At 34.5% G+C, this 26,487-nt stretch carries 35 protein-coding genes and 2 pseudogenes; 10 read left to right on the top strand and 27 right to left on the bottom strand.

Annotation, left to right across the window (positions count from 1 at the left end):
* The first annotated feature begins 148 nt into the window (after positions 1–148).
* The 4 genes from CQ058_RS12890 (at position 149) to CQ058_RS12870 (ending at position 2,494) form a co-directional block, all read left to right on the top strand.
* Positions 149–358, top strand: coding sequence for a DUF3925 family protein (locus CQ058_RS12890; protein ID WP_002127081.1), 210 nt, complete (start codon positions 149–151; stop codon positions 356–358).
* 96 nt (positions 359–454) lie between these two features.
* The gene (locus tag CQ058_RS12885) at positions 455–1,420 is read left to right on the top strand and encodes an MBL fold metallo-hydrolase (protein ID WP_002141446.1); all 966 of its coding nucleotides are present in this window, start codon (positions 455–457) and stop codon (positions 1,418–1,420) included.
* A gap of 85 nt (positions 1,421–1,505) precedes the next feature.
* Positions 1,506–1,940 (top strand): hypothetical protein, encoded by a 435-nt coding sequence (locus tag CQ058_RS12880; RefSeq protein ID WP_002135918.1) that lies wholly within the window; start codon positions 1,506–1,508, stop codon positions 1,938–1,940.
* 311 nt (positions 1,941–2,251) lie between these two features.
* The gene (locus tag CQ058_RS12870; protein ID WP_002135917.1) at positions 2,252–2,494 is read left to right on the top strand and encodes a hypothetical protein; all 243 of its coding nucleotides are present in this window, start codon (positions 2,252–2,254) and stop codon (positions 2,492–2,494) included.
* 54 nt (positions 2,495–2,548) lie between these two features.
* On the opposite strand, the gene CQ058_RS12865 is transcribed toward CQ058_RS12870, so the two are convergent.
* Both CQ058_RS12865 and CQ058_RS12860 read right to left on the bottom strand, forming a co-directional pair.
* Positions 2,549–3,229 carry a DUF3600 domain-containing protein gene (locus tag CQ058_RS12865; RefSeq protein ID WP_105589732.1) on the bottom strand — a complete coding sequence of 227 codons (681 nt, stop codon included), beginning with the start codon at positions 3,227–3,229 and terminating at the stop codon, positions 2,549–2,551.
* A complete protein-coding gene (locus CQ058_RS12860; protein WP_002031567.1) occupies positions 3,226–3,804 on the bottom strand; it encodes a sigma-70 family RNA polymerase sigma factor in 579 nt (192 codons plus the stop codon). Before CQ058_RS12860 ends, CQ058_RS12865 begins: the two co-directional genes overlap by 4 nt.
* A 206-nt stretch (positions 3,805–4,010) precedes the next feature.
* Here CQ058_RS12860 and CQ058_RS12855 point away from each other — a divergent pair, with 206 nt between their 5' ends.
* Both CQ058_RS12855 and CQ058_RS12850 read left to right on the top strand, forming a co-directional pair.
* Positions 4,011–4,997, top strand: coding sequence for a quinone oxidoreductase family protein (locus tag CQ058_RS12855; RefSeq protein ID WP_002141439.1), 987 nt, complete (start codon positions 4,011–4,013; stop codon positions 4,995–4,997).
* Positions 4,998–5,026: 29 nt separating this feature from the next.
* Positions 5,027–5,665, top strand: a complete 639-nt coding sequence (locus CQ058_RS12850; protein ID WP_105589731.1) for a zinc dependent phospholipase C family protein — start codon at positions 5,027–5,029, stop codon at positions 5,663–5,665.
* Positions 5,666–5,709: 44 nt separating this feature from the next.
* Here the strand turns inward: CQ058_RS12850 and CQ058_RS12845 are convergent.
* From CQ058_RS12845 to CQ058_RS12825, 5 genes and pseudogenes are all read right to left on the bottom strand, one after another.
* A pseudogene (locus CQ058_RS12845) lies at positions 5,710–5,796 on the bottom strand (VOC family protein); the annotation flags it as partial.
* An 8-nt stretch (positions 5,797–5,804) separates the two neighbouring features.
* Positions 5,805–6,974, bottom strand: coding sequence for a DEAD/DEAH box helicase (locus tag CQ058_RS12840; protein WP_002012513.1), 1,170 nt, complete (start codon positions 6,972–6,974; stop codon positions 5,805–5,807).
* 19 nt (positions 6,975–6,993) lie between these two features.
* The gene (locus CQ058_RS12835) at positions 6,994–7,521 is read right to left on the bottom strand and encodes a hypothetical protein (protein WP_002065080.1); all 528 of its coding nucleotides are present in this window, start codon (positions 7,519–7,521) and stop codon (positions 6,994–6,996) included.
* A gap of 90 nt (positions 7,522–7,611) precedes the next feature.
* Positions 7,612–9,300, bottom strand: coding sequence for a formate--tetrahydrofolate ligase (locus CQ058_RS12830; RefSeq protein WP_002031556.1), 1,689 nt, complete (start codon positions 9,298–9,300; stop codon positions 7,612–7,614).
* 93 nt (positions 9,301–9,393) lie between these two features.
* Entirely contained in the window at positions 9,394–10,074 is a 681-nt protein-coding gene (locus CQ058_RS12825) for a class I SAM-dependent methyltransferase (protein ID WP_002085991.1), read from the bottom strand.
* Between the two features lie 359 nt (positions 10,075–10,433).
* Here CQ058_RS12825 and CQ058_RS12820 point away from each other — a divergent pair, with 359 nt between their 5' ends.
* The gene (locus tag CQ058_RS12820) at positions 10,434–10,772 is read left to right on the top strand and encodes a hypothetical protein (protein ID WP_001253195.1); all 339 of its coding nucleotides are present in this window, start codon (positions 10,434–10,436) and stop codon (positions 10,770–10,772) included.
* Between the two features lie 30 nt (positions 10,773–10,802).
* Here CQ058_RS12820 and CQ058_RS12815 read toward each other — a convergent pair whose 3' ends face one another.
* The 4 genes from CQ058_RS12815 to ytfJ form a co-directional block, all read right to left on the bottom strand.
* Positions 10,803–11,015: a hypothetical protein gene (locus tag CQ058_RS12815; RefSeq protein WP_002012518.1), complete on the bottom strand. Its 213-nt coding sequence runs from the start codon at positions 11,013–11,015 to the stop codon at positions 10,803–10,805.
* 69 nt (positions 11,016–11,084) lie between these two features.
* Positions 11,085–11,405: a hypothetical protein gene (locus CQ058_RS12810; protein ID WP_002118741.1), complete on the bottom strand. Its 321-nt coding sequence runs from the start codon at positions 11,403–11,405 to the stop codon at positions 11,085–11,087.
* A gap of 51 nt (positions 11,406–11,456) precedes the next feature.
* Positions 11,457–12,233 carry a hypothetical protein gene (locus CQ058_RS12805; protein ID WP_002085994.1) on the bottom strand — a complete coding sequence of 259 codons (777 nt, stop codon included), beginning with the start codon at positions 12,231–12,233 and terminating at the stop codon, positions 11,457–11,459.
* A gap of 160 nt (positions 12,234–12,393) precedes the next feature.
* Positions 12,394–12,819 (bottom strand): GerW family sporulation protein, encoded by a 426-nt coding sequence (ytfJ, locus tag CQ058_RS12800; protein ID WP_002127061.1) that lies wholly within the window; start codon positions 12,817–12,819, stop codon positions 12,394–12,396.
* Between the two features lie 131 nt (positions 12,820–12,950).
* On the opposite strand from ytfJ, the gene CQ058_RS12795 reads away from it, so the two are divergent.
* The gene (locus CQ058_RS12795; RefSeq protein ID WP_002189407.1) at positions 12,951–13,736 is read left to right on the top strand and encodes a GNAT family N-acetyltransferase; all 786 of its coding nucleotides are present in this window, start codon (positions 12,951–12,953) and stop codon (positions 13,734–13,736) included.
* Positions 13,737–13,947: 211 nt separating this feature from the next.
* On the opposite strand, the gene CQ058_RS12790 is transcribed toward CQ058_RS12795, so the two are convergent.
* From CQ058_RS12790 to CQ058_RS12725, 14 genes and pseudogenes are all read right to left on the bottom strand, one after another.
* Positions 13,948–14,139, bottom strand: a complete 192-nt coding sequence (locus CQ058_RS12790) for a hypothetical protein (RefSeq protein WP_002189405.1) — start codon at positions 14,137–14,139, stop codon at positions 13,948–13,950.
* A 155-nt stretch (positions 14,140–14,294) separates the two neighbouring features.
* The gene (locus tag CQ058_RS12785; protein ID WP_000516426.1) at positions 14,295–14,483 is read right to left on the bottom strand and encodes a hypothetical protein; all 189 of its coding nucleotides are present in this window, start codon (positions 14,481–14,483) and stop codon (positions 14,295–14,297) included.
* A 50-nt stretch (positions 14,484–14,533) separates the two neighbouring features.
* Positions 14,534–14,782, bottom strand: a complete 249-nt coding sequence (locus CQ058_RS12780; protein WP_000771626.1) for a DUF4176 domain-containing protein — start codon at positions 14,780–14,782, stop codon at positions 14,534–14,536.
* Between the two features lie 172 nt (positions 14,783–14,954).
* Positions 14,955–15,149: a hypothetical protein gene (locus CQ058_RS12775; protein WP_105589730.1), complete on the bottom strand. Its 195-nt coding sequence runs from the start codon at positions 15,147–15,149 to the stop codon at positions 14,955–14,957.
* A 4-nt stretch (positions 15,150–15,153) separates the two neighbouring features.
* A pseudogene (locus tag CQ058_RS12770) lies at positions 15,154–16,040 on the bottom strand (WXG100 family type VII secretion target).
* Between the two features lie 293 nt (positions 16,041–16,333).
* Positions 16,334–16,525: a hypothetical protein gene (locus tag CQ058_RS12765; RefSeq protein ID WP_001182258.1), complete on the bottom strand. Its 192-nt coding sequence runs from the start codon at positions 16,523–16,525 to the stop codon at positions 16,334–16,336.
* A 115-nt stretch (positions 16,526–16,640) separates the two neighbouring features.
* On the bottom strand, positions 16,641–16,820 hold the full coding sequence (locus tag CQ058_RS12760; protein ID WP_000701193.1) for a hypothetical protein: 180 nt from the start codon (positions 16,818–16,820) through the stop codon (positions 16,641–16,643).
* Positions 16,821–16,909: 89 nt separating this feature from the next.
* Complete coding sequence (locus CQ058_RS12755) at positions 16,910–17,104, bottom strand: hypothetical protein (RefSeq protein ID WP_088007896.1); 195 nt, start codon at positions 17,102–17,104, stop codon at positions 16,910–16,912.
* Positions 17,105–17,466: 362 nt separating this feature from the next.
* Entirely contained in the window at positions 17,467–17,835 is a 369-nt protein-coding gene (locus CQ058_RS12750) for a cupin domain-containing protein (protein WP_105589728.1), read from the bottom strand.
* A 12-nt stretch (positions 17,836–17,847) separates the two neighbouring features.
* A complete protein-coding gene (locus CQ058_RS12745; protein WP_002141432.1) occupies positions 17,848–18,333 on the bottom strand; it encodes a GNAT family N-acetyltransferase in 486 nt (161 codons plus the stop codon).
* Entirely contained in the window at positions 18,330–18,890 is a 561-nt protein-coding gene (locus tag CQ058_RS12740) for a 2'-5' RNA ligase family protein (protein WP_002189398.1), read from the bottom strand. Before CQ058_RS12740 ends, CQ058_RS12745 begins: the two co-directional genes overlap by 4 nt.
* A gap of 6 nt (positions 18,891–18,896) precedes the next feature.
* Positions 18,897–19,463: a GNAT family N-acetyltransferase gene (locus CQ058_RS12735; protein ID WP_002189395.1), complete on the bottom strand. Its 567-nt coding sequence runs from the start codon at positions 19,461–19,463 to the stop codon at positions 18,897–18,899.
* Between the two features lie 232 nt (positions 19,464–19,695).
* Positions 19,696–20,823, bottom strand: coding sequence for a metallophosphoesterase (locus CQ058_RS12730; protein ID WP_105589727.1), 1,128 nt, complete (start codon positions 20,821–20,823; stop codon positions 19,696–19,698).
* A gap of 150 nt (positions 20,824–20,973) precedes the next feature.
* On the bottom strand, positions 20,974–21,396 hold the full coding sequence (locus CQ058_RS12725) for a GNAT family N-acetyltransferase (protein WP_002193065.1): 423 nt from the start codon (positions 21,394–21,396) through the stop codon (positions 20,974–20,976).
* A gap of 131 nt (positions 21,397–21,527) precedes the next feature.
* On the opposite strand from CQ058_RS12725, the gene pdxR reads away from it, so the two are divergent.
* Positions 21,528–22,928 (top strand): MocR-like pyridoxine biosynthesis transcription factor PdxR, encoded by a 1,401-nt coding sequence (pdxR, locus tag CQ058_RS12720; RefSeq protein WP_002189390.1) that lies wholly within the window; start codon positions 21,528–21,530, stop codon positions 22,926–22,928.
* Positions 22,929–22,974: 46 nt separating this feature from the next.
* Here the strand turns inward: pdxR and CQ058_RS12715 are convergent, their stop codons facing one another.
* Together CQ058_RS12715 and CQ058_RS12710 are read right to left on the bottom strand one after the other, a co-directional pair.
* Positions 22,975–23,832 carry a YitT family protein gene (locus CQ058_RS12715; protein ID WP_002189389.1) on the bottom strand — a complete coding sequence of 286 codons (858 nt, stop codon included), beginning with the start codon at positions 23,830–23,832 and terminating at the stop codon, positions 22,975–22,977.
* A 169-nt stretch (positions 23,833–24,001) separates the two neighbouring features.
* Complete coding sequence (locus CQ058_RS12710) at positions 24,002–25,210, bottom strand: macrolide family glycosyltransferase (RefSeq protein ID WP_002031509.1); 1,209 nt, start codon at positions 25,208–25,210, stop codon at positions 24,002–24,004.
* 383 nt (positions 25,211–25,593) lie between these two features.
* Between CQ058_RS12710 and CQ058_RS12705 the strand changes: the two genes are divergently transcribed.
* Positions 25,594–26,472 carry a phosphotransferase gene (locus CQ058_RS12705; protein WP_105589726.1) on the top strand — a complete coding sequence of 293 codons (879 nt, stop codon included), beginning with the start codon at positions 25,594–25,596 and terminating at the stop codon, positions 26,470–26,472.
* Positions 26,473–26,487: the final 15 nt, after the last annotated feature.

Genomic DNA, 26,487 nt, shown 5'->3' with positions numbered 1-26,487 from the left:
TTCACATACCGTAATGATAGCGCTTTATTTTCGTTCGAAAATTCGACACAATATACTAGACTTTTATGATGGAAATTTTTACAATTAATTTGTGAACAAAATGTGACAGTTTATATTTCCATTATAATAGAAAAGGATGGTGTTCATTATGAAAACTGCACAACATGAAACGATTTCAAATCGCGAGTTTTATTTCGTACTATATATGATGTTATTGTATGTTATTGGCTGGGTAATCGATGTAAATGGTTTATTTTTAAGCTCCTACTTTAATTTAGCAGGAGAAATTATGCTTCCGATCGTTGGTGGCATTGTTGGACTGTTCGTTATGTCTATCAATAAAGAACAAACGAAATAACTACATTACAAAAGGGCAGAAGACGAGCTTTCGTTTTCTGTCTTTTTCTATTTTTAGCGTATAATAGATACATACCGTATATAAGGAGTGGTAAGTATGAAAAAAGTAGAACAACTATCTTCTCATCTATATCTTATTGATGATTATGACTTACAACATGATGAACGCACAGGTACATACGTTTTATTAGGTGACGATATTACTTTAATTGAAACTTGTGCGGCCCCTTCTCTTCCCTATATTTTAGACGGCTTACAGCAATTACATATTAATTTAAATGATGTAAAAAACATTATCGTTACACATGTTCATTTAGATCACGCAGGCGCAGCAGGGTTAATGATGGAAAAGTGCCCAAATGCTACTCTATTTGTGCATCCGCGTGGGGCTCGTCATATGATTGATCCAACAAAACTAATTCTTGGCGCAAAAGCTGTGTACAAAGAAGATTTTGATAAACTTTTTGATCCAATTCTTCCAATTGAAGAAGAACGTGTTCATATTGTACAAAATGGTGATACATTAAAAATTGCAGAAGACCGTACACTCACATTTTATGATACACCGGGACATGCGAAGCACCATATTAGCATTCACGATTCATTAACAAACGGCATTTTTACTGGTGATACAATAGGAATTTATTATAGAGAACTCGCAGACCTTGATGTAGAACTATATCTACCATCAACGTCTCCTTCACAATTCCAGCCAGATGCGATGATTGCTTCTAAAAATCATATTCAAAGTATGAATGTAGATACTATTTATTTCGGTCATTACGGCGCATCATCCAATGTTACAGAAGTATATAACCAACTTGAACATTGGTTACCTATTTTCGTTAATACTGGAAATGAAATTTTTCAAAAACATACTGATTTTGATGAGGCTACTAAGGCATTACAATCTTTACTACTGGAGAAAGTCTCCACTCATCTTACAAAGCTAAATGTTCCATCCAATCATTCTGTTTATAACATTTTACATCTTGATTTAGAAATTAGCGCGATGGGAATTATTGATTACTTAACGAAGCAAACAAAATCCACAATTAACTAATAGAAAACGAAGATATATACAACGCCATTATCGTATATATCTTCGCTCCTTGAATATATTTTTTAATAAAGGATGGTGGAATGGAATGCAAAAAGTGATACTATACCTCTGCTTTACATTATTTATCATCTTATTATTAGTTGTAGGTGTTAAAATTCAATTTTATTTAGATACAGACGCGCAAGTGAACTTTAACGTCTATCCAAGATTATTCTACTTTACACTCTTCCCTCTTTTGGTCGGCATTTTATTACGATTCCTACAATCAATTAATCGCGAAACGAGTAAACAAAACTGGAACTTTCAGCCGGATAAGTTTATCGCTATTACGTTGCCAACACTATTCATTGCCTTTTCTCCAGCTCTACTCTTTTCACCAGTTGGTAAATACCTACCTTATTTAACTAATATTATTCTTGTGAATACAACTTTCATTACCATTATTAGTTTAATAGCTGGTTACTCACTTTTAGATTGTTTGATACAAAAAGACAAGGAGAATAGTAAGGAATATAACTAAGTGATTTCCCACTTTCACTTTATTAAGCAAGTCAAGGTAATTCTGCCCCTGACTTGTATGCAAAAGAACCTAATGTTCAATTTTTAAGTGCCGTTGGTTATGCTGGGTTATTTATAAGTGCAATACTCCTTGTAAGAGTTGCTATACATGTGGTAAGGAAATTTAAGTAATAACAAAACGAGTATGAAATCGCATAGATTTTATACTCGTTTTTTATTGTTCATATATTTAATTGGTAATAGGAAATTTATGTTAAACTAAAGAAAGTCGCGCACTAAATCAAAATACATTTCAAACAAGGGAGACTTATTATGAAATTAGGGACTTTCTCGTTTCTAACGTTTATCACAAGTATATGTTCTTTCTTTATTTTAAGAGGACCTAATTCAAATTTAACATTAATTATTGTGCTTCTAAGTATTCTTTCATTACTCGGTATTATTTTTGCGATCGCATCAAAGAATTGGCTATTTAAAATAGTTGGTACGACATTAAATGGAGTCATACTAATATTTGTATATTTCTTATTGCTAGCAAAAGGAATAGGTGGTTAATATATTTACGTTTCAATAAGAAAAGCTCACAGCTTAAGCTATGAGCTTTTTTACTTATCTCACCTTTTCATCTACATACTCCATAAACTGTTCTGCTTTAATAAATCTTTCTTTATAAGCTTCAGGTACTTCTTCTACTGTTATCCCACCACTCGATTTCGCTTTTACTAATACAGTTTGATATGACATTAACGCTTCCATATATTGTTCATACTCTTCTGAAGTTAATACTTCTTTACTAGATTTATGGCCATTTAATTTATCAAAATACGGCTGAAGTTCCATTTCTACCTTTTTCATTTCCTCTTTTTTAGCTGGTGATAATTGATCATAATCAATATTACCGTTCGAATCCCCGTACTCAAGCTTTGCATTCGTTAATTTCTTTAGTTCTTTTGTAAACTCTTCATATTCTTTTGCACCCATTTCATTTTCCGCTTGTGACAATTTCGCACTAAAGCGCATGTATCCTTCTAATGTTAAACTTCCGGCATGCTTCTTTAAGTTTTCAAAAGATCCGTATATACCATCTGCCATAATAGATTGATAAGCAAAACCAGTCGTCGGGATTAAAAATGCGGCTGCAAGCACTCCTGCGATAAGGCGCTTCTTCCTTTTACTTCCCCCGCTCTTCATTTTTATTTGAACAATTACTTTTTCTTTTAACTCCGGCGGGGCAATAATCCCCTTCGCTTCTTCTTGTATAGATTCTCTAACTCTACAATCTAAGCTCATTTCACATTCCCTACCTCTCCTAAAAAGATTTCTTCTACTTGCTCTTTTTGACGTAGTTTCTTTAAGGCCGCATGAATTCTAGATTTCACGGTACCGATTGGAATATGTAATATTTGTGCTACTTCTTCTTGTGAGTAATCATGTAAGTATCTTAAGATAATAACTTGTTTCAATTTATATGGTAATTTATGAATGAGTTCAATTAATTTTTGGTTTGATATTTTACTTACAACATCGCTAGAAAAATCAATTTCTACTGGTTTTCTTTGCTCTTCTGCTTTTTTTACAATTCGCAGTCGCATCCACCTCTTTCTTCTATAAGAATGGATTTGTTTAATCGCAAGTCCAATTAACCATGGACGAAATGGCTTCTCACTATCATATTTACGAAGCGATTCATATAGCTGTATGTATATTTCCTGAACGACATCATCTATATCTGCTTTATCCTCTATTAAAAAATGTGCTGTCTTATATACTTCTTGAATCGTTTTATCATACAATTCGCTATACGCTTCTTTATTGCCTGATAAAGTTAATTGGATTAAATCTGTATACACTGTTTCATCTTTCATGTACCATCCCTCCTTTGTCTTACACTATATATTGGCAAGCAAACGATATTTCGTTCGATTTCTTTCAAAGATTTTTCAAATAAATTAATATAATGATGCAATAACTTCATAAGCTTCACTTATAACCCTGCATAACAATTATATAATTTTCCAATTCCTAATGAAGATTTAAAATAATATATATAGTCAAATTTAGGAGGATGTATATGAAAGCTATCGTTGTAACTTCATTCGGTGGTCCTGAAGTGTTGAAATATACGGACATGGATATTCCTACAATTTCAGATAATCAAGTTTTAATTCGCGTTGTTGCTACTAGTGTTAATTTCGCCGATATTAAATCACGTTATGGCAAAAAAGGAAACAAATCCTTACCTTTTATTCCAGGGATAGATGCAGCTGGTATTGTAGAACACGTAGGCTCTCATGTAAAAAACATTCATCCTGGCCAGCGTGTCATTACTTTTCCTCAAAATGGCTCTTACGCTGAATATGTTGTCGCGAACGAAAATCTTACTTTTGTATTACCTGATGAAGTTAATTTCCAAACTGCAGCCGCTTGCCCTATCGTATCTTTTACAAGCTATAATTTACTCGCAAATGTTGCAAGGATTCAACAAGGTGAATCTGTTCTAATTCATGCAGCTGCTGGAGGAATTGGTACTACCGCGATTCAACTCGCAAAATTATTAGGGGCTAAAAAAGTAATCGGGACTGTCGGAAGTGAAGCAAAAAGAAAAATTGCTTTAGATGCTGGCGCTGATTATGTTATTTGTCATCAAGATGAAGATTTTGTAGAGAGGGTAAATCAGCTTACACACGGAGAAGGCGTTAATATTGTTTTAGATTCTATTTCTGGAACTGTTTCTGAAAGAAGTTTAAACTGCCTTGCTTATTACGGTCGCCTCGTCCATTTCGGCAATGCTAGCGGAGAAGTTGGTAGTTTTCAAACGAAAGATTTACACGCAAGTTGCCGTTCTATACTCGGTTTCAGCTTTGGCACTACACGGAAAAAACGTCCTGAATTGCTTCAAGAAACTGCGAATGAAGTTTTCCGTTATTTACGCGATGGAAGTTTACAAATTAAGGCTACGAAATCTTTTCCCCTTCAAGATGCAGGGAAAGCACATGAATGGGTCGAAAGTAGACAAAGTACAGGGAAAGTAATACTACACGTTCAGACAGCTCCCTAAAATGAATACATGAAATAGAGGTGTTATTCATGGGATCACGAATTATGCATATCATTATCGCTAACTGTATTGCTGAGAAACTTTCTATTCAAGATAAAACTTCTTTCTTACTTGGTGGTGTAGCTCCTGATGCTGTTCATTCAAAAAAAGAAAAAGGAACTTCACATTTTTACGCTGGTACAACGAAGAACTATACGAGAAGAATAGATTATGATTCATTTATTCATAAATACGAAGATCATCTGGATTCCCCTTATATTTTAGGTTATTATACCCACCTCATTGCCGATGATAATTGGCTAAGCGGCTTTTTTCTACCTTGGCTTAAAAACAGAATAGAAAACGACGAAACTATCGCACCTATGTACTATAACGATTTTAAATTATTGAACGCACAATTGTTGCATCATTACGATAAAGAACAGCAGCTCTTCGCCCTACTTAATCAAGAGGCTAACATTGTGAATATAGAGGAGATTTCTAGAAAGAATGTTTTAGCTTTTCGGCAATATATTTTTGAAGATATGCTATATCCTGAGCAACACTTGCACGAAAACTTACAAGTGTTTTCATTTGATCAAATCGTTGGTTATATTGAGACTGCAATTGAAAAAGGAACATTTTTTATAGAACAACTCGTTAATAAAAAATTGACTTCAAATATTTAATCCCCCTCATTATTTACGAGGGGGATTTTCACATAACTATATAATTATTTATTTTTTCCCATTACTGCAAAGTAATTCCCTTCACTATCAGCAAAGTTAAACACTTTACCAGAAGGCATAGTTACGTCTTCCCAATTATTTATCTAGGCTTTTTCTTACCAGTAAAAGCTGGTTTCTTTTTCTTTGGTGCTGGTGGTTTCGATTCTACAAATGTTCCTTTGAACATTTCTTGTTTCGTAAACACGATACCTAATTTTTTCGCAAATTGAAGTAATTTACGCTCTTCTTGTTCTGTTACAAGAGAAACAACTGTTCCTTCTTTGCCCATACGTCCAGTACGTCCTGAGCGGTGAATATATTGGTCTACTGTGTCTGGTAACTCTAAGTGGATTACGTGTGTTAAATCATCGATATCTAATCCACGTGCTGCAATATCAGTAGCAAGTAATATTTCTAATTTCCCGCTACGGAACGCGCGCATCGTTACTTCACGCTCTTGTTTGCTTGCCTCTGCATGAAGTGCTGCTGCTTTCATTTTACGGAACTTCAGTTTTTGAGTAATTTCATCTAAACGGAATGGATCATTTAAGAAGGCAACTGCTTTTACATTTCCCATATGCATAACTCTTCTAATATAATCATTTTTTTCACGACGCTCACAAACGATATACGTATGTTCAACTAGGCTCTGTGCCTCTGAACGTGTTACACGTACTAATTGTGGTTCAACTGTCAAATCACGTGCCGCATCTTCTGCAGCTTTTGTTATTGTCGCCGAGCAGAACACTAATTGACGATCGCGCATCGTTGATTTAATTACATCAAGTACAGCACCCATCATCTTTTGTTTTACAATTTGATCAAACTCATCAAATACAATCGTTTTCACTTCATGCATCTTTAATTTTTTCATGCGAATCAACTCTAAAATACGTCCTGGTGAACCGACAATAACTCTCGGATGTTTCTTTAATTTTTCAACTTGGCGCTTAATATCCGCACCACCAATTAAAGACGCACCTGAAATATCCGTTCCTGCTGTAAACTTTTGAACCTCTTCATGAATTTGCATAACAAGTTCACGAGTTGGCGCTAAAATTACAACTTGAGGTTGTTTAACTTCAGGATTAATTTTATGTAAAAGTGGTAATAAGTACGCTAATGTTTTTCCTGTTCCAGTTGGAGATTCAGCAATAACGTCTTGTCCTTCTAAAATAGTTGGAATCGCTTGTTTTTGAATTTCAGTAAATTCTTTAAAACCAGCCTTTTCCCAAGCTTGTTGTAAAAATGGTTGCATATCTTTTATCATTTGTTTTTCTCCTTTATCTCTATTTTTGAAGAAAATGTTGTATTGTTCGCACCGTTTCTATCATGTGTGAAATAACAGCTATTAAATCATCAACATGGTCTTCTGTAATCGATTTTTGAAATAGAACCTCTACCTTATTATGATATGAAATCGCTTGCTTATTATATTCGTATGAAATTTTTTGCGTAATCATTCGCTCTTTTCCCCATATAGAATGCAATAAAGTTTCAATTTCTTCGCATCCTATCTCTGGTTGCTCCATTTCGAACGAGAATTCCAGCTTCATTTCACAACCTGGTATAAACTGAGGTACTTCTAATATTTCACCTGATAAATTCTTTGCATCAACAGATAGTGAAAATGTCGCTTCTACCATCGTTTTAAATGTTTCTGTTAGTTGAAATGAAATACTATACATACGACTTAATGAAGCAAGGTCCATCACATCTTTTCGATCCGTTACGAGAATATCACCGTGTAAATCGAAATCATAGACAGCTCCTTCCACAATTACCTTTAAATTTTCAAAAGCAGTTGGATCAAACATAATTTCCTCCAAAAAACAGGCGCCTTTCGATGGAAAGGCGCCACTTGATGTATATATAGTTTACAGATAAACGAGATGAATTACAACCTTTTAGAATAAACCTACTGCTTTTCCATCTTCATTTACATCCATTTGCAGCGCAGCTGGCTGTTTTGGAAGGCCTGGCATTGTTAACATTGTTCCTGTTAACGCAACGATAAACCCTGCACCGATAGATGGTTTTAATTCACGAATTGTAACGATAAAGTCAGATGGGCGACCTAATTTTGTTGCATCATCTGAAAGAGAGTATTGTGTTTTCGCCATACAAATCGGTAGGTTACTCCAACCTTCTCCCTCATATTGAGCTAATTGCTTACGTGCTTTCGGAGCAAATTCAATATCTTTTGCGCCGTACACTTTTTGAGCAATTGTACGAATTTTTTCTTCTAATGGTAATTCTAATTCATAAAGTGGTGCGTAGTTGTTTTCACCTTTTTCAATTTCTTTTAACACTTTCTCAGCAAGGTCAACTCCGCCTTGGCCACCTTTCTCCCAAACTTCTGTTAAGGATACTGCATAGCCACGCTCATTGCACCATTCTTGTAAGTATGCAACTTCTGCATCTGTATCAGTAATGAATTTGTTAATGGCAATTACGAAAGGAACACCGAAGCTTTGAATTGTTTCAACATGCTTCTGTAAGTTCTCCATACCTTTTGCTAACGCATCTACATTTTCTTCTTTTAATTGATCTCTCGCAACACCACCGTGCATTTTAAGCGCACGAATAGTCGCAACAATAACTACCGCTTCTGGTTTAATACCAGCTGCACGTGCTTTAATATCTAAAAACTTCTCGGCACCTAAATCTGCACCGAATCCAGCTTCTGTAATAACATAATCACCTAATTTTGCTGCCATTGTCGTAGCGATAACACTGTTACAACCGTGAGCGATATTCGCAAATGGTCCGCCATGAATGATAGCTGGTGTATTTTCTAATGTTTGTACTAAGTTCGGTTTTAATGCATCTTTTAATAGAAGTGTTAACGCTCCTTCTACTCCTAAATCTTTAACTGTTACAGGTTGATTTGAAAAATTATAAGCGACAACAATGCGAGATAGACGTGATTTTAAATCTTGAATATCTGTTGCAAGGCAGAATACGGCCATAATTTCAGATGCTACTGTAATATCAAAACCATCTTCACGTGGTACACCTTGAACCGGTCCACCAAGGCCAATTACTACATTACGAAGGGCACGATCATTTAAGTCAACACAGCGTTTCCAAACGATTTTACGCGTATCAATTCCAAGTGTGTTTCCTTGTTGGATATGATTATCAATGAACGCCGCTAATGCGTTATTGGCAGTTGTAATCGCATGAATATCTCCAGTAAAGTGAAGGTTAATATCTTCCATTGGTACTACTTGAGAATAACCACCACCTGCTGCTCCGCCTTTTAATCCCATTGTTGGTCCAAGAGATGGTTCGCGAAGTGCAATTACTGTTTTCTTACCAATTTTATTAAAAGCTTGACCTAAACCAACTGTTACTGTTGATTTACCTTCTCCTGCTGGAGTTGGGTTAATCGCTGTTACTAAAACAACTTTACCGTCTTTCTCATCTTGTAAACGCTTAAAAATATCAAGAGATAACTTGCCTTTATAATGTCCGTATGGCTCTAGTTCTTCTTCTAAAATATTTAAATTAGCTGCAATTTCTTGAATCTTCTTCATACTTGCTTCTTGTGCGATTTCAATATCAGATTTAACTGTTGTAGTAGTTGTCATATACCCTAGTCCCCCTTTAATTGATTCTGATGATATTGTATCAGTTTTTTGTATTTTCTGCACTTATTTACCTCCTAAAACCCTTCAATTTTGTTATACGTTTTTTAACATAAATACCCATAAAAATGTTAACGCTTGTTGTAACTCTGTAGGTAGCTGACCTAACATCTTCTCATTTACTCCGCGCTTATATACGCCGGTACCATCTACAACTTCAAATCCTTGTTCTTTTGCTAACTGTTCAAATTCCCAAGGCATCATCGTATTGCAAACAACGTCTTTGCCATATAGGCGCGGATAACTGTTCTCTCTCGGTTTTGCTGTCGGTCCTAAAATTGCAATACATGCGTATCCATCTTTCTTTAAAACACGCTTTATTTCATTTAATGCTCGCAACGGCTCCTCGGTCCATTCTAAAGAATTAATTGCCATAATTGCTTCAAATTTCTCATTTTCAAATGGTAATGAAGAAAGATCACCTTTTATAAAAGATAAGTTTGGGTCTTCTCCGCGCTCCTTACCCTTTTGAATCATAACTTCCGATAAGTCCACCCCAACCGCTTTGTAGCCAGTAAGACTTAATTTATATGTACCATACCCATCACCACAGCCAACATCTAACACTTGTACTTCCTTTTCCACGTACTGCTCAAAAAATGGAATGATTGTACTCCTGCTCCCGCTATCCCACATTTCTTGACTATTTTGATTCCAAAACTCTGCATTGTTATCCCATTTTTTCTCTGCCGATTCATGCCAATTAAACTTCGCCATACATTCCCCTACCTTCACGTATTATCATTCATTTCATTCTACATCATGTTCCAAAATCCCTGTTTATCTTCATAAGGAGATAAAGTGAAACTTTAATCAGTGGGGGTGTTTGTTCGTCCCCCACTGATTATTATTTGAACCAATCGGGCTTTTACTGGCAGCCCGACTCCCATCTAACTTCTTTGCTCCAGCCGAATTTTGAGGCGGGGGTCTTACTGCACGGCAAATAGCGGGATAAACAGGATAACAACGGAATCTATTTTCTCCAATTTTTGCTTTACTTGGGTTTAACTCATACTCATGTTCTGCTCCTTATGAAAGATACTATAGATACACCCAATTGAAAGAGAGGGATGTACATGCGAAGAAAGAGAAATCATCATTTTAAAAGTGGTGAAAAAAACGAAGAGTATGCAGCTGAAATATCTCCGGCTGGTATTCCGATTAGACATGAGCGCAAAGAAATTGCAAATGAAATAGAAGGTACAAATACCGGTGCAATGATCGGCTATGTCGCATTATTTCTTTCGTTATTCTCCATTGCTTTTTATCCTGTTACACTCGGCTCCCTTGCTATTTTAGTTGGCTTATTAGCTGTCAATTTTGGAGCGAGAACACTTGGATATACCGCAATTGGTTTTGGTAGTTTTTCTGTTTTATTTACTTTACTCTATCCGCTTGCTTTGTCAGCGTTTTAAAAAAAACACACCAAGTTATACTTGGTGTGTTCATTCATGATACAACATGATATGACCGCATCCACAACAATGCTTCGCTGTAATTTCTTGAAAAACTGGATAATTTTCTTCATCTCTATGCTCAATAAACACCTTTTCAAATCGGTACATGTTTGGCGCATATGCCCAATCTTGTTTCGTACGTGCATATAATGTTGAAGAAAAAAACTCCTCACCACCACAAACGATACATCCCTTCTTCATCAATACCCCTCCTATGCTTGTCTTACTTCATCTATATGAACATAAGCATAAAAAAAAGACCTTCTATTACTAGAAAGTCTTCTCTGAAACAAAAAGAAATGTACCGAATATACCTACTCCGCTATATTCTTTCGTAACACCAGCTTCTGTTTTATACGTTTGCTTTACAGTCATAAAGAAAACACCATTTCGTGCATCAATACTTTCAAACTGTAATTTCTCTTTTTTTTCATCTACATTTTGCGTGCATTCAAAGCTACTCTCGTCACATTTCAATGCATACTTATCCTCTAAATACAATTTAAAATCTGATTCTTTCGGACAAGTTATAAGTAATATTGCCACGAGAATAATACTTACAATACCCACAATTGTATAATATTTCTTCATTTGTTCTCCTTTCAAAAGACAAGAAAACTTGACTTCATGCGCCAAGTTTTCTTAGTCTACAACCCATTGCCACTCTTGTTCTTTCTTATCAAAAATGAGCCAACCCGTTTCTGTTGCTTCCGCTTTCAATTCATCGATATTATCTAGTACCTCATCCGTACTTTCGAATGATCCTACTACATATACCGGAATTTCAAGACCTCTTCTCGACTCAATTTTCCCCGCTAAATCAATGTATAATCCATCTTCCATTAACGGCATAAGCCCAAGGATAACTTCCTTTGAAATTGCTGGGAAAATTTTTGATTTTTGGAAGAAAGTAAAACGTTTCTTTCCAAACGAACCGAGTTTATATGGAATCACTTTACTTAGCATTCCTACAAAATCACCGATTCTACGGTAATACACTTTGTTGTACCAACCGTCATCATGTGAAAAATAAACGAATCTATTCTTCAACAATGGGAAGAACGTTCTTCCAAGTGGTTCTTTTTTGTGAGCCAAATATAATAATTCTGCAATTTCTTTTGGCTCTAACTCATCTAAATCGCTTGCATCATCGAAATCTACCCAACAAAATTCATCAAATTCATCAATCTCTGCTTGAATGAGTTTATGTATGTTTTCTTCCTCAACATATTCAAATAAAGTATGATAATGAAAATCTGTCCACTCAAAATTATGCTTTAAAAGCAATACTTGATGAAGCGGTGAAGGGATGTTACTTGCAAACTCTTTAAACGTAATTCCAGATGTAATAAAACAATGACCCCGACGATTACCATTAATATATATCATATTGTTTACTTGGTCAGATCCTCCAGACAAAGCACCTAGCCACCTTCGTTTTATATGTTTCAATTCTATAGCATATTTTAACATGAAAAATTTTAGAAACATAGAAAAAACTTCAAAAACTATTTACAATTTCATGTGTTTTATTACATACTGATTACAAGAAAAAACACCTGCTTATGAGCAGGCGTTTTTAAAGGATTTCATCTGGGTTTTGAGGGTGATGATTTCCCTCTTTCTTTTCATCTGTTTGGAACATCGATTGAATTTTATCAATTGTTTGTGGAGCTAATTCAATTATTTTTTCTGCTAAATGTGTCGCATTTTGTAAATGAAGAATATTTACCCCGTCTTTATTCACGACTAGAAATGCTACTGGTGTAATAGAAACACCACCCGCGCTACCGCCACCAAATGCAGGGTTACCGTTCGCTCTTTGTCCATCATTCGTTTGGAAATCAGAACCTCCTGCTCCAAAACCGAACGCTACTTTAGAAACCGTTAACACTACACCACCGTCAGCCGTTTGAACAGGCTCTCCAACAATCGTATTTACATCGACCATTTCTTTTAAATTTTCCATTGCCGCTTTCATTAACCCTTGAATTGGATGATCCACCGTTCATAACCTCCTTTGTCATATCTTTCCTAGTTTTTCCGAAAGTTGGTGAACTAAACATAAAATTTTATATTGATTTCAAAAAACTTAAGTTGTAATATTTAGAAAAATAAAAAAGAGGTCGATTTTTTATGATGAGAAAATTAACAAAGAAAGATCATGAACAAGTATTCGCTTACCTAAAAGAAGAAGCAGCCCTTAATTTGTTTATTATTGGGGATTTAGAAGCTTTCGGTTATGAAACAGACTTTCAAGAATTATGGGGCGTATATAAAGAGAATGGAACATTAAAATCGATTTTACTTCGCTTTCACGATACATTTATACCGTATAGTAAAGAAGAGTTTGTGGTTACTGACTATGAGGCACTTCTTTCCGCATATAAGCCGCTTAAACTCTCTGGCAAGTCAACTATTGTAGAAAGATTTGAAACTGCTCCAAGTGTACAACTAGGCGCCAAAAATGAAATGTATTTTTGCGAATGTCTAAATGACAGCAACTTACCTAGCACACCTGTCCAAGAAACAATTAAACTTGCCACACTAGATGATGTGGAGCGAATTATGCAATTACGAAGTAACATTGCTGAATTTCCAGTTGCTAATGAATCAGAGAAAATATTAAGACAAACTCTCGAAACAAATACAGGACGTACATATTATATTGAAAAAGACGGTGCTATTATCGCATCTGCTTCTACTTCCGCTGAAAATTCACTATCGGCTATGGTTGTTGGAGTCTGCACACATCCGAATCATCGCGGGAATGGATATGCTTCGCTCATATTACAGAAAATGATCCAAGACTTTACGAAAGAAGGCCGAACGCTTTGCTTATTTTATAACAACCCAGCTGCTGGACGGATTTATAAACGATTAGGATTTAAAGATATTGGGATGTGGACGATGTATCGATAATAATGCATAATACACGCAGAAGAGGCTGCCTATTATAAGTAGCCTCTTCTGCGTATAACTAATATCTATTCACATGTACTCCGCTTGTCGTTACTATATGATATACTATGCTTGTTAACTCTTGTTAATTTCTATAACATAAAAAAACAATTTAAATCTTTTATCTTTACAACTGAACCAATTAGGAACGCTTTATCGTTATTCTCTGTTCTTATTTAGATATATTTTTCGACTTGCTACTGGAATTTTCTAATAAATAGGAAATTCCAATACCTACTCCACCAATAATTAGAGCAACAATAGCTGTTAAAACCCTTTTTCCCATTGGCTGCGGAAAGAAGAAGGAAGAAAAAAATAACACTGCGGTAAAAATACACATTAAAATGCGCCCTTGTTTAAACATGCTTGATTGCTCCTTTTTTCTTTGTTAAATAAAAAATCAGCCCTCCATTACCAGGGAGATAACGTTAAAAGAGGCGACCAGTAGGCCACCACCCAAGTAAAGCTATTAGTCATACATGTTATATATTTTCAACTGATATTCCATGCAATCTATCTCTATTTTACCCTTTTCTTTTTTCGATTTCTAAATATAATCTCTAATACAATTACCGTACTGAATCCTACAGTTAGTTGTAAAACTGTAAACAGCAATTTATCATTTAGAGGCATTGTAGGTACACTCCACAGCAGTACTGGAGGGATAAGTATGCCAATGATTACAAGGGTTCTCATTATTTTCCCCATTTTATTTCCCCTATCTTATTTTTTAAATCTATATGTATTTTTCAACTAATCTACAATTCTAATAATTTCTCACGTAGAACTAATTCACTCTCAGTCATATACCCTCTATGCATTTCCTCTACAATCTTATCATGATTAAAACAAAGTACTTTTTCATCACCTAGATAGCCCACTGGATAAGGAACGCCCACATAATCAAAATCACGTTTATCTGCTGATACAACCATTCTTCCAATGATCATAATAATCGGTTCTACCTCTTCTAGTTTTACTACTGTTCCGATTGGTAAAAGTTTCATTTATTCATTCCCCTTTATATATTTTTTGATAAAAGTGTTCAATAAGCAATTAAGACCACATAGCTATTACACCAAATAAAAGTATTACAAATACATTTATAATTTTTATATTAATGTCTGCAGTTACCATAAAACTTGCAATCACTCAATTATACTTTCTTATTTAAGTACATTAATTATCTCTATTCTTTTTAAATTTATTAGTGATGTATTCTAATAAATTTGTAGTCCCAAGAGACATTACACCTAATACAAGTATAAAAGTGAAAATAATAATTTTCCCTTTTAAATCTAAAGGAAAAAACAAACTAGTAATAGCCATTGCTATAAACCCAACAATTTTAATAATTTTTGACGATTTAAACATTCTCTTATTCCTCTTCCCCACGCTTTTTGAATTTTGCAAATAGACCACCACCAACTTTTCCACCACCAACATACGCACCAGTTTCTTGACCTACATGAAACTTATAACCAAACGTCCCCAAACCAAATTCAGCTCGCACTTCGAGATCGTGATCTTTAAAAAATGGAATAATATTTGGAATATCAATTCTATCTAGCTTTGCTTCATATTTTTGTATTGTCACTTCTGCATCATCTTTAAACGTATAATCCTCAACCCCGTATACAACTGAAGCATCTATGAATTTTTGTGTTACTGATATTTCTGAAACATAAGGGTTTTTAAACGAAAGACTATCCTCGAATCCTGTAACTCCGCCCTTCACTCCAAGAATCTTCCCTGTCAATACATCTTCTTTTATCGTATCAAATTTATAAGGAAGTCCCACCTCTAGCTCTGCATGCCCAGCTTTGAACCCTAGCTTACTATTCTCAGAAAGTTCATATTCTCCCTCTAGTAATGACCCTTCTGTTTTAATATGATAGCGATCCTCTGTATTTACTTTTGTTGAACCTGTAAGTGTTTTATAATCCCCTTTAAAAGGTTTCCCCGTTAAAATGGTGGAAGCCATCGCAATAGCAACATCCATATTATCTACCTGCTCAAATTTATTAGCAGAATCAAGAAGAAACTTCTCAAGTGGCTCTAATATGGTTATAAATTGCGCCATCTTAAAAGATGAATCGCGGAAATCCATATTAAATTTCATATAAGTTGAGCCCAACCAATTACTAGAAATCATATCAATATCTCGTTTTAGTCGCTCCTGTGTTGCAGTTGTATTCGTGATAGTTGATCTAATGTCCCTGCCACTTTTCTCAACTGTTCAGGAGTAACTTTTATATCCCCCATAGCCATTCTCTTTTTAAATATTTATATGGGGATATTTTACCATATAAAATTAATTTTACAGAATAATATTTTTTATACTCTTAAAAATCCGAAAACTCCCCCTCCTCAAGAGAAGCAATTTTAATCAATACTATTAAATGCACAGATAGCTGATAACGAGACGGAAGCAATTCCTAGTATTCTTTCCCTAGATTATTTGTACACAAAAAAGAGCAACCTGCGTGGGCTACTCTTCCTGAAATCGCTCTTCATGGGAAAAATTATTGTGATAATTCCCCCCTATTTTATTAGTCTTATTTATTATTAAGTTTACTATACATCCGTTCGTAAAGTTTATTAGTACCAAGTGCACATGCTCCTAAAATAAGAACACCTATAATAAAGCCAACCTTTTTAGGTAATTCATACGGAGACATAATAGCAACTACAAGAAATATAGCAATCGCGACATATGTAATATATTTTCCAACCTTAAATGGCTGCATAATAATATGCTCCTCTCTTAATCCTCAAACTTAATGGTACCACCTAGTCCATAACTATCTCTAACATATAATCCCGTTTCTTATCCTAATTATTATTCCTCCTTCAATCTAAGTTTCATTTACTCATCCTCCTTTTAATATACTCCATTAAATTAATTGCTCCTATCGCCATTGCTCCCCAAAAGATCACACCAAATGTATATATAATCTTTTCTTTTATTGAATATGGCCCCATCAGCCCGACAGCGACTGAAATTACAACTAGTATTACCATTATAATTTTCGGAATCTTCATCACCTTACTACTCCTTATCTGTCTTCTCAAATTTTACAAATCTACAACTTTGGACTTTACTACTGTTCCCACTTGTAAAAGCTTCATTTTCATTCCCTTTTATCTTTTGTTTTTCCAATAAAGTCCATTAAATAGGTAAATCCAATTGCTAATCCGCCAAAAACAAGTACAAAAAAGAAAGTAAGTATACGATCTCCTAATGACTGCGGAAAAAATAATGAGAGTAGTGCAATAATAGGTACTGTTATTAAATATATAGTTCTCATTCGCTTGAAAGGTAGCATTTATTTACTCCTTTTTCCATTGAATTTCTCCATAAAATTTATAATAAATGTGTTCCATACTAGAGAAAATCCAGTAAATATAAAAACAGCTAGCGAAATAACAATTTTATCCCGCATTAACGGGCAGTAAGACCCCACCTCAAAGGTCGAATGGAACAAAAAAGTTAGGGGGAGATCAACTGCCCGTAAACGCCCGATTGGTTCAACTAATAATCCGCGGGGGATGAACACCCCCCACGGATTAAAGTTTCACTTTATCTTTCCACGTTTCTCCATTTATCATAGCGAGTGTGATTAATAGTACTGCTGCACAGATTACTATTTGCGTAACTTTGTGCATAGTAATCTCCTCCTTACACACCTTAATCATCAAACTTTCCCACTTCTTTCATTAAAACTCCTTTCTCAAGTCCCTCCGACTCAATTACAATTGCCATCAAGCCCTTTTCCGTACTCGTCTCATGTAACTCACCCTTCTCCCAAAACACAGCTTGTCCAGCTTCTACCTTCACTTTTTCTTTATCTGCCCCGCATACATATCCTTCACCATCCACAATAAGAAGCAGCTGAGATACAACTGCTTCATGATATCCGATAATTCCATTCTCTTGTAAATGCATGGCACCGATATGTATATTCCCTTGATGATTTAATATTTTTGTCATTATGAAATTAGATTGAAATGCTGATATGTGCTTCCCAGCTTCTGCACTGAAATCAAATATTTTCATTCCTACTCCTCCCTATATGTATAAAACCATCCTTACTGTCTGCATCAAATGCCCTTCAAAATCTTCTTCAAATTGCTCTAAAGCTGCAAAACCTTTCGCTTCATAAAAGCGCTTTCCTTTTTCATTTGCTGCTTCTACATGTATGTACAGTTTCCGAATCCCTTTAAGTCCGTTAATCCCTCTTTTTAACAAAGCACTTCCTATCCCTTTTCCTTGCTGATCTGGTAACAAATAAATCGCACCTAATTCTGCTTCATTTTGCAGTCTAACGGGTGAAAAATTCGCAAATCCAATTACTTCTCCCTCTTCTTCTGCAACGAATAAATGTGTATTTTTAAGACGATATTTCATTTTTTCATCAGAATAGGCTTCATCTAAAAAACTATTTTGAATCTCTCTCGGAATAATTCCTTCGTAAGTATCATGCCAAGCTATTTTTGCTACGTTTTGTACAGCATGAATATCTTCTTGCTTCATTTCTCTAATTACATATGTCATCTCGATGTCTCCATTCTCTTTAAATTATATTCTGCTAATATACTAGAAGAAATGGCAAAACCATCTTCATAATTTACCTTAATTAATTTTAACTTCTCAATCGAAGCTAGTGTAACATTAAATTTTTCATATATATATTCCATTACACTTAAAAATTGATTTGAATTTAACCCATTAGCAATCGTGCAATGCGGAATCCATTTTCCTGGAACGTAATAGGACTGTGGATTATCATGAAAAGTTTTGAAATAATCATGATAAGAATGATGAAGTGTTATTAATTCATCAGTAATGGTTGGTGCTAGAAAGATCGTTCCGTTAGTAGGAAAAGTTCCAACAGAAGAAAAAGTTACAGCAGCAATGTTCTCTTGAAAAACTACAAACTCCTCTAATTTCTTCGTATATAAATTAACATCTAACTCCTTATAATCAGCCAATGTTATATGCGGTTCTACTCCGGCTAGTTCATTTGTTTCAATTATATTCGTTAACTCATTTTGCAATTCTCTAACTTTATTAGTGAACACACAATCAAATGTAGCAATAATAGCGTACACACTTATTCACCCCTTTGTTACACATAGTGCTTCCCACTCTTCACGAATCATTCCCATTCGAATAGAGTCATAGTATGTCCCGTTATAATAACGGCATTTTCGCATTCTACCTTCTAATCGCATTCCTATTTTCTCCGCTACTTTCATCATTCGTTCATTACCAGACCAAGTCGTAAGTCCTACTCTACCAATTTCCATATTTTCAAATAGCAAATCTCTGTATAGTTTTAATGCTTCTGTACCATATCCACCATTCCAGTATGCTGGGTCATAAATTACGATTCCCATTTCTAACCAACGCGTCGGTTTATGTTCCCAATAAAATCCGACTGTCCCTATAATTTGACCGTTATTTTCTATTATTAAATTTGATAGCGGTTCTTCTTGTAAACGAGTTTGCATCTTCTCTTTATAGGACGCGTATTCTTGCATTGAGAACGGAAAATACGGTGCATCCCATTTCTTCCATTCTGGATTTTCTTCTTTATATATGAAGCTCCATAATGTTTTTATATCCGATTCTTCAATTGTACGAATTGTAACTTTGTTCCCCTTTAATATAACGTTTTGCATAATTTCCTCCTACATTCCTCTTTATTTCATATATAATTATAATATTTTTTCAGAAAAATCAAAACAAAAACCCTTTATTATATTGTATAATTTTGTTATAAGATACGAATTATTTATGTAAATTAGCCAATTTTTTCGAGCCTAATTTAGAAACGGAACTTCGGAAAAAATTAGATGCAGTACGAACTCGTAACATAGTTAATAAAAAATAGGAGGTTATATCCCTCCCATTTTAGCTAAATATTGTATTCCTCTTCTTTTCTATCTCAAGTAGAATTCCTTTCTCTATCCAGCCTTCTACACCATCTTTTTTAATTAAATCATATCCGACACAACTACCATCAATGAGAGAAACAACATCCCCGTTTCTAACGCTTAATTGTGCACAAGAAATATCCGTTTTCACTGTATACTCACCTGATTCAAGTTGCTTTATATACTCGTTTTTCACATGAAGTAATTCATTTGTTCCTAGTTGTTTACATACGGTAAAACCTTTCATTCTCTCCACAGGCTCTATATAATAATGCGGATATGTAACCCCGCCCTGCATTACTGAATTCGCATTAAAATCGGCCAATACCTCATACTGTAGAAAATGATCTACAAATGTATAAGAAAACGTATCACCTGAAGTTGTCCTCTGAATAATAAATGCGTTTAATTGCCCTGCTTCTTTAATCGCATTACCACCATCAATCGCAATAATTTTTTTCTCCTTATCAATAACTGGATTGTTAGACGGCGCCTCTTCGGAATAGTTCACAACAGGCCAATGTCCAACAATTACGTACTTATCCGCTCTATGTGATTTATTAAAAAACTCTGGCATTGCAATTGCATTTTTCCTGTCTGTTTGTCTCCAATTCTCTCTATCTTCAAGGCCAGCATGTACAAAGATATAATCATCAGTTTCAATAGCCGTTGGCAATTCTGTTAGCCACTTTATTTCTTTTGAAAAACGGCCCATCAATATGTTTTTCACTTCACAAATATCACTTTCTTCATTAACTGTAACGTTTAATTTCCCTAGCCATTCATTAAAAATTGTATTTTTTCGCGTACATAAATAATTTATTAGCGCAGGATTTTCATTTACAAGCGCTTCAACTACAACTTCACAATTCCCTTCAACTACATAAACATTTGGCTTGCTAACTACTAAATCCATCACATAGTTTACGACGCCAATGCTATCGTTCCCCTTCTCACAAAGGTCTCCATTTATAATTAAATAATCATCATCTTTAAAATTAACTTTATGTAATAATTCCTTTAAAAGATTTAATTCGCCATGAATATCAGATATTACGATAACTCTTACACCTTTTGGGATTAATAGTTTCTGAATTTTTTCCAAGTATAAACTCTCCTAACCTTCTTTTAATTCCATATTATCGTCTCAATTATAAAGAGACTATTCGACAAAATAAGTAATTAACCCTCCTCATTCTTCAATTCTAAATTAAAAGGGGTTCCATATGTTCTCACACATAGACCCCCCTTACTATTATAATTCTTTATAAAAAGAATAGCTTACCTTATCATAGCCTTCTCTTTCATAAAAACGATGTGCATCAACTCTTGGAAACGCTGATGTAAGAACGATAGAACTGCACCCTTTTTCTTCCCCCCACTTTTCTACATATGACAGCAGAACCTTACCATATCCTTTTGATCTGTGAGCTTCTGCAGTTACAAGATCATATACGAAAACATGTTTCTCATTATAAAAATTCGTACAAATCGCTACACCAGCTAGACTAACAACTTCGTCATCTTCATTCTGTAACGAGAGTAGTTTATAATTTTCTTTTTTCATTTTTTGAAATAAAGAACTTGCTTCTTCTCTTGAAATTTTTGTTCGTAATTGCTGTAATACAGGGAATACATCATGTAAATCAGCTTCTGTTACTATTTCTCTAATATTCATTTTGATTCTCCTCTTTCTATTTATTAAATTTTCTAAATGTTATATCATCATTATAAAAAGTAACTGCCCTTAACTTAAGTGACAGTTCGATTATTTTTTATATGGCCAGTTTTTAAAGGAGAATTCTTAAAATGGATCTTACTATCCCATTACAATTAGAAAGTAAAACACCAATTTATTTACAAATTTACGAATATATGAAACGAGAAATCTCTCAGGGATCACTGCCTGCCGGTACACGCCTTCCTTCTCACAGAAATTTAGCGATACAACTTAATGTTAGCCGTATTACTGTTGAATCTGCTTATCAACAATTACTAGCTGAAGGTTATGTAGAAAGTAAACCGAAGCGCGGGATTTTTGTTGTGGAAGTTGATATTGATGTCATTCAAAATAAACAACACGTTGCGTCAAACAGCGTTAACAATATTAAAAATGAACAATATGACTATGATTGTAGCCAAGGCCTTATTGATCAAAAAGCTTTTCCAATTACAAACTGGAAAAGAGCATTACAAGAAACTTTATTCCAGTATGAAAATGAATTATTTGCTAGAGAAGATCCTCAAGGTGAGTTCGTTTTACGAGAGCATATTTCAAAATATTTATACCATGCCCGCGGGGTACATTCTTCACCTGATCAAATTATTATCGGAGCCGGTACGCAGCCTCTTCTTTGGCTACTACTTCAACTGCTTGGTTCAAAAAAAGAATATGGAATCGAAAACCCTGGATTTCACCGTATAACTGCTATGATTCAAAGCTCTGCTCTTCCTGTTCACCCTATACCTCTAGATGATAAAGGGATTCATATTTCAGCTTTACGTGAATCAAGTGCTAATGTAGCATACGTCACTCCATCTCACCAATTTCCTCTTGGAATGATTATGCCATTATCTAGAAGGCTCGAATTATTAAGATGGGCCAATGATTGCGAAGGATATATTATTGAAGATGATTATGACGGGGAATTTCGTTATGTAGGAAAACCTATCCCCTCTTTACAGGGACTAGATTCAAATGAACGCGTTATTTATATGGGAACTTTCTCGAAATCCTTTTTACCTTCTTTGCGAATGGGGTATATCGTTTTACCACCTCATCTATTAAAAATCTATACAGAGCTTGAAGGTAAGTTTAAACAAACTGTTTCCACAATACAGCAACTCGCTTTTGCAACCTTTATTCACAATGGTGATTGGGAGCGCCATTTGAACCGTAGTCGTACGTTATATAAAAGAAAACATATTTCTTTAGTTAAATCTATTACAAATGAAATGGGCAATAACGTTCATATACTCGGTGAACAATCAGGGCTTCATATCGTACTTCATGTTCATAATGGGATGAACGAACAAGAACTTATTCATGCTGCTGCAAAACAGCGAATCAAGTTGTATCCTCTCTCCACATATGATTCTGTACATAATTTAAGAGAGGCGTCATATGTATTACTCGGTTTCGGCAGTATTCCCGAAGATAGTATCGAAACGGTTGTCAAATTACTGAAAAAAGTCTGGTTCCCTAACTAAAAATAACTCCACGTAAGTTATACTTACGTGGAGTTATTTTTAGTCACTATTTTTCTGATACTTGCCCTGATCTCGCTGTCCTTCCTGGACGCTTAACACCAGTTGTTTCTGTTGAATAAGAAGCTTCAATTATAGCGGTTGGATCTACAGAGAGAACGAGATCTTTCATTTTTGGATAAATGAAACGGTTTGTAATACAATAAATGATTTTCTTGTGCTCTCCTAAAAAACCACCTTCTCCATGTAGATACGTAACGGATAATTGCAATTCTTTCATAAGCAAATCGCCTATTTCTTTATTTTTCCCAGAAATAATCATAACGCTCTTTCCTTGATTAATACCATCTAATATGAAATCAATCATTTTCGTAACAATATAGAAAATAGCTAATGAGAACATCGCTTGTTCGATTGAAAATAAAATGGCAACAAAAATGAAAATAACCGCATTTACAGCAAGTAAAAATGTACTAATTGGTACTTTAAAATGCTTGTTCATCCAAACAGCTAACATTTCTGACCCATCAATTGCTCCACCCATTTTTACAACAATCCCAACACCAACTCCAAATAGAACTCCTCCATAAAGTACAATTAATAATTCCGAAGTTGTAATTGCTGGAAATGGCTTTAAATAAATCAATCCAAGTGTTGTAACAACATTTGCATAAGACGTACGGATAAAGAACTTCTTACCCATTACTTTTGCAGTAAATAACAAAATAGGAATATTAAGTCCTAAAAACACTCCGTAAAGCGGTAATCCTGCAACTTTATTTGCCATAATAGCAATCGCAGTTACCCCACCGTCTACTAGGCCATTAGGCGCTAAAATAAGTTCTAGTGAGCCCGCTACAATAATGGATCCAATTGTTAATAATACGTATTCGAATAATTTTTTCATTCATTACCCCCAAAACTTATATATTTTCTTAGTATTATTTTAACGTAATTTTACTACTAATTCAAAGATATCAGTTTATATACACAAAAGTTTCACCTTTATAGTGATTTTTTATGTAATTTATTTATAAAAACACACTTACGTATTTCAGTAAGTGTGCTCCAAACATTTATTTAAGTTTTAAGTATGAATTCACTTTCATTTTAAATATTTCATCAACTGCTCTATTATACCCACCAGCATTTCGAAGTGACTCTCCAACTTTACGACTATTTTCCTTAAACGTTACATCATACATTACTTTCTTTACAGTCTCACCTAACAATTCAGAAGTTAATTCTTTACGATTAAGCCTTATTCCAGCTCCTACTTCACTCACTCGTTTCGCAACTAAAGGCTGATCTCCTGTTACCGGAATTACAACTAACGGGACACCGTAATATAGTGCTTCACTCGAACTATTCATACCACCGTGTGTCACGAATACATCAGCGTACTGTAATACTTCTAATTGCGGCACATAATTATACAACTTAAAGTTATTCGGAATGTTTTCAAATTGACTTATATTTATCTTCTTACCAACAACTAATACGACTGTCGCTTCTACATCTTTAAACGCTTCAAAACATTTTTCATATAACTCAGGTTGTTCATTAAAAACTGTTCCCATAGAAATGAAAATCAATTGTTTATCTTTTAAATCTTCCATAGGAAAGCTATCTACTTCTTTTCGAGTAGCAATTGATGGACCGACAAACTTATACGATTCATCGAATACATCTGAACGCGGCTGATATTCCTTTGAAGTATATACAATAGTAATATCACCAGGATGATTCATAATATCATACATATTAATACATTTCATTCCATACTGCCTATTCCATTTTTCCATTCCCGCTAAACAAGATTGATATAATGGATTAGTTTCATCTACTTGTCTCGATTCTTGTTCATCATTAAAAGTAATGTACTGATTAAAAGCAAACGTTGTACAAGAAGAAACGCTAGGTAATTTTAAAACATTCGCTATAATACGTCCTACTGGAAAATGATTATCGTATATCAAGTAATCGTACTTTTCCCCTTTTGTTTCTTCTACAATTTGAGTAACAATACGCTCTGATGCTTCAATCATATGAGATAGCATCGTCAAAGGACTCCCACCTTCATTTACTCGTTCCATAATATTAATTTGAGAGAGGAAATTCTCAAACACTCGGAATTCTGCACCTGTTGCTTCAATCTTCTTTCTATAATCTTCAATACAATACGAAACAACTGTTTCCCCTCGCCGAATTAACTCACTTACAATAGCTAAAGTCGGATTTATATGACCTTCTCCAGGGAAATTTATTACGAGTACATTTGCCATAATATTCTCTCCTATCTAATATAATCAATAGTTAATCATATTAATTAATTTAAAACTATTAAGTAATCTATTCTACTTCTTCATATTTTTCTCTTCATTTTATTATTGAGAAATATTTTTCATAACCTACATTATAACTCTTATAAAAGTAGACTTAACCTTTCATTTATTGAAAAATACGGGATTTACATTCAGGCATTTTTACAGATTTATCATCAGAAACATTATTTTGATAATTCATACAAAACTAGAAAAATATAATTTTTACACTGATTTCTCACCATAAATTTATTTAAGTTCTATGTTGTCCCCATCATTATCCACTTGGTACATATTCTGTTATATAATGAATTTAGAGAATTTACAGAAAAAGGAGCTCTTTCATGCTACAACAATTGTTGACTTCACCTATTTTATCCGCTCAAGCTTTGCATCCAGGCTATGAAGACCATGCAAGCGACGTGTTTCTTGTTAAAACAGAAGCTGAAGAAGTTATTGTTCGCTCTTCAAAAATGACTGAAGAGCCCAACAATGATTTTTGGTGGGGATGTAAAAATCTTTTTGGAATTGATCCAAGGCATGTACATCATTTAGAAACAATACACGCATTATTGAAAAAGCATACTACCTTACCCATCCCGACTATTTTGCAAAAACATGTTTTAAATGAGCGAGAGTATGTAATCGTCGAAAAACTAACCGGAAATACGCTGCAATCATTTATCGGACAACCTGATTCTATTTTATTCAGCCTTGGAAAAGGACTAGCAGAAATTCATTCGTTTCAAGCAGAGTTTATAGGAAACCCATCAAATACTTTCCACATTCCACTAGAAGAATTTAAATCTCACATATTAAAAGTCAGTAAAGATCTTGTAAATAGGTTCTATTCCGATAACGCGAGCATCCAAAACGCATTTCATACTTTTGAATCACAGCTATCTTCCTTGCCTGCACCAAAGGAATCTACACTCGTTTTAATTGATATGGATCCTACTCAGTTTTTATCAGATGGTCAATCTATTACTGGTTTAGTAGATACAGAAGCTTATGTAATTGCTCCACGAGAGTTTGATTTTATTGGATTAGAATATGTACTTACAGAAAAAGAGGCTCATGCTTTTAAACAAGGTTACGAAACCATTATGCCCATTCCTCGTCTTGAAGAATGTAGACACCCCTATCGATATTTGTACCGGTTATTATCTGTTCAGGGCAGTGTGGAGTTAGAAAAGTGGCTAAGTCATCCATCCTATTTTTAAATACGAATGAGAGGG

The organism is Bacillus sp. MYb56 (assembly GCF_002976445.1).
Lineage (GTDB): Bacteria > Bacillota > Bacilli > Bacillales > Bacillaceae_G > Bacillus_A > Bacillus_A mycoides.
Note: the sequence above shows the minus strand (reverse complement) of the source record. Positions and strands in the feature narration are given on the sequence as shown.

What these genes read in the sequence shown, in the direction of transcription:
- CQ058_RS12890 (WP_002127081.1), top strand. Translation starts at nt 149, where the DNA reads ATGAAAACTGCACAACATGAAACGATTTCAAATCGCGAGTTTTATTTC.
- CQ058_RS12885 (WP_002141446.1), top strand. Translation starts at nt 455, where the DNA reads ATGAAAAAAGTAGAACAACTATCTTCTCATCTATATCTTATTGATGAT.
- CQ058_RS12880 (WP_002135918.1), top strand. Translation starts at nt 1,506, where the DNA reads ATGCAAAAAGTGATACTATACCTCTGCTTTACATTATTTATCATCTTA.
- CQ058_RS12870 (WP_002135917.1), top strand. Translation starts at nt 2,252, where the DNA reads ATGAAATTAGGGACTTTCTCGTTTCTAACGTTTATCACAAGTATATGT.
- CQ058_RS12865 (WP_105589732.1), bottom strand. Translation starts at nt 3,229, where the DNA reads ATGAGCTTAGATTGTAGAGTTAGAGAATCTATACAAGAAGAAGCGAAG.
- CQ058_RS12860 (WP_002031567.1), bottom strand. Translation starts at nt 3,804, where the DNA reads ATGAAAGATGAAACAGTGTATACAGATTTAATCCAATTAACTTTATCA.
- CQ058_RS12855 (WP_002141439.1), top strand. Translation starts at nt 4,011, where the DNA reads ATGAAAGCTATCGTTGTAACTTCATTCGGTGGTCCTGAAGTGTTGAAA.
- CQ058_RS12850 (WP_105589731.1), top strand. Translation starts at nt 5,027, where the DNA reads ATGGGATCACGAATTATGCATATCATTATCGCTAACTGTATTGCTGAG.
- CQ058_RS12840 (WP_002012513.1), bottom strand. Translation starts at nt 6,974, where the DNA reads ATGATAAAAGATATGCAACCATTTTTACAACAAGCTTGGGAAAAGGCT.
- CQ058_RS12835 (WP_002065080.1), bottom strand. Translation starts at nt 7,521, where the DNA reads ATGTTTGATCCAACTGCTTTTGAAAATTTAAAGGTAATTGTGGAAGGA.
- CQ058_RS12830 (WP_002031556.1), bottom strand. Translation starts at nt 9,300, where the DNA reads ATGACAACTACTACAACAGTTAAATCTGATATTGAAATCGCACAAGAA.
- CQ058_RS12825 (WP_002085991.1), bottom strand. Translation starts at nt 10,074, where the DNA reads ATGGCGAAGTTTAATTGGCATGAATCGGCAGAGAAAAAATGGGATAAC.
- CQ058_RS12820 (WP_001253195.1), top strand. Translation starts at nt 10,434, where the DNA reads ATGCGAAGAAAGAGAAATCATCATTTTAAAAGTGGTGAAAAAAACGAA.
- CQ058_RS12815 (WP_002012518.1), bottom strand. Translation starts at nt 11,015, where the DNA reads ATGAAGAAGGGATGTATCGTTTGTGGTGGTGAGGAGTTTTTTTCTTCA.
- CQ058_RS12810 (WP_002118741.1), bottom strand. Translation starts at nt 11,405, where the DNA reads ATGAAGAAATATTATACAATTGTGGGTATTGTAAGTATTATTCTCGTG.
- CQ058_RS12795 (WP_002189407.1), top strand. Translation starts at nt 12,951, where the DNA reads ATGATGAGAAAATTAACAAAGAAAGATCATGAACAAGTATTCGCTTAC.
- CQ058_RS12790 (WP_002189405.1), bottom strand. Translation starts at nt 14,139, where the DNA reads ATGTTTAAACAAGGGCGCATTTTAATGTGTATTTTTACCGCAGTGTTA.
- CQ058_RS12785 (WP_000516426.1), bottom strand. Translation starts at nt 14,483, where the DNA reads ATGGGGAAAATAATGAGAACCCTTGTAATCATTGGCATACTTATCCCT.
- CQ058_RS12780 (WP_000771626.1), bottom strand. Translation starts at nt 14,782, where the DNA reads ATGAAACTTTTACCAATCGGAACAGTAGTAAAACTAGAAGAGGTAGAA.
- CQ058_RS12775 (WP_105589730.1), bottom strand. Translation starts at nt 15,149, where the DNA reads ATGTTTAAATCGTCAAAAATTATTAAAATTGTTGGGTTTATAGCAATG.
- CQ058_RS12765 (WP_001182258.1), bottom strand. Translation starts at nt 16,525, where the DNA reads ATGCAGCCATTTAAGGTTGGAAAATATATTACATATGTCGCGATTGCT.
- CQ058_RS12760 (WP_000701193.1), bottom strand. Translation starts at nt 16,820, where the DNA reads ATGAAGATTCCGAAAATTATAATGGTAATACTAGTTGTAATTTCAGTC.
- CQ058_RS12755 (WP_088007896.1), bottom strand. Translation starts at nt 17,104, where the DNA reads ATGCTACCTTTCAAGCGAATGAGAACTATATATTTAATAACAGTACCT.
- CQ058_RS12750 (WP_105589728.1), bottom strand. Translation starts at nt 17,835, where the DNA reads ATGAAAATATTTGATTTCAGTGCAGAAGCTGGGAAGCACATATCAGCA.
- CQ058_RS12745 (WP_002141432.1), bottom strand. Translation starts at nt 18,333, where the DNA reads ATGACATATGTAATTAGAGAAATGAAGCAAGAAGATATTCATGCTGTA.
- CQ058_RS12735 (WP_002189395.1), bottom strand. Translation starts at nt 19,463, where the DNA reads ATGCAAAACGTTATATTAAAGGGGAACAAAGTTACAATTCGTACAATT.
- CQ058_RS12725 (WP_002193065.1), bottom strand. Translation starts at nt 21,396, where the DNA reads ATGAATATTAGAGAAATAGTAACAGAAGCTGATTTACATGATGTATTC.
- pdxR (WP_002189390.1), top strand. Translation starts at nt 21,528, where the DNA reads ATGGATCTTACTATCCCATTACAATTAGAAAGTAAAACACCAATTTAT.
- CQ058_RS12715 (WP_002189389.1), bottom strand. Translation starts at nt 23,832, where the DNA reads ATGAAAAAATTATTCGAATACGTATTATTAACAATTGGATCCATTATT.
- CQ058_RS12710 (WP_002031509.1), bottom strand. Translation starts at nt 25,210, where the DNA reads ATGGCAAATGTACTCGTAATAAATTTCCCTGGAGAAGGTCATATAAAT.
- CQ058_RS12705 (WP_105589726.1), top strand. Translation starts at nt 25,594, where the DNA reads ATGCTACAACAATTGTTGACTTCACCTATTTTATCCGCTCAAGCTTTG.